The organism is Brachymonas moutaii (nom. illeg.) (assembly GCF_049977365.1).
Classification (GTDB): domain Bacteria; phylum Pseudomonadota; class Gammaproteobacteria; order Burkholderiales; family Burkholderiaceae_C; genus Brachymonas.
Genome location: NZ_JBNGEN010000040.1, coordinates 1 through 360, shown reverse-complemented (window position 1 = coordinate 360; position 360 = coordinate 1). Strand labels below are relative to the sequence as shown.

1 pseudogene is annotated in these 360 nt (G+C 64.7%); it reads left to right on the top strand.

From position 1 onward, the window contains the following. A pseudogene (locus tag ACP2WS_RS11335) lies at positions 1-360 on the top strand (hypothetical protein); the annotation flags it as partial.

The window sequence follows — 360 nt, the reverse complement described above, 5'->3', positions numbered from 1 at the left end:
AGCGGAGCGGCCGCCAACGCCCTGAATGTGGGAGGCGCGCAAATCACCAACGTGGCAGCAGGCAGCGTCACCTCCACCAGCACCGACGCCGTCAACGGCAGCCAGCTCTACAGCGTGCAGACAACAGCCAACAAGGGCTGGAACGTTACCACGGCAAGCACCGGCACCGGCACCGTCGGCGGCACGAGCACGACCAACATCAAGCCTGGAGACACCGTCACCGTCACGGCGGGCAACAACATAGCCGTCACGCAAAGCGGCAACGCCATCACCGTAGCCACCAGCCTGACGCCGAGCTTCACCAGCGAAACCCTGGGAAGCGCCAACACCGTCACCCTCACCACCACCACTGGAAGTGGA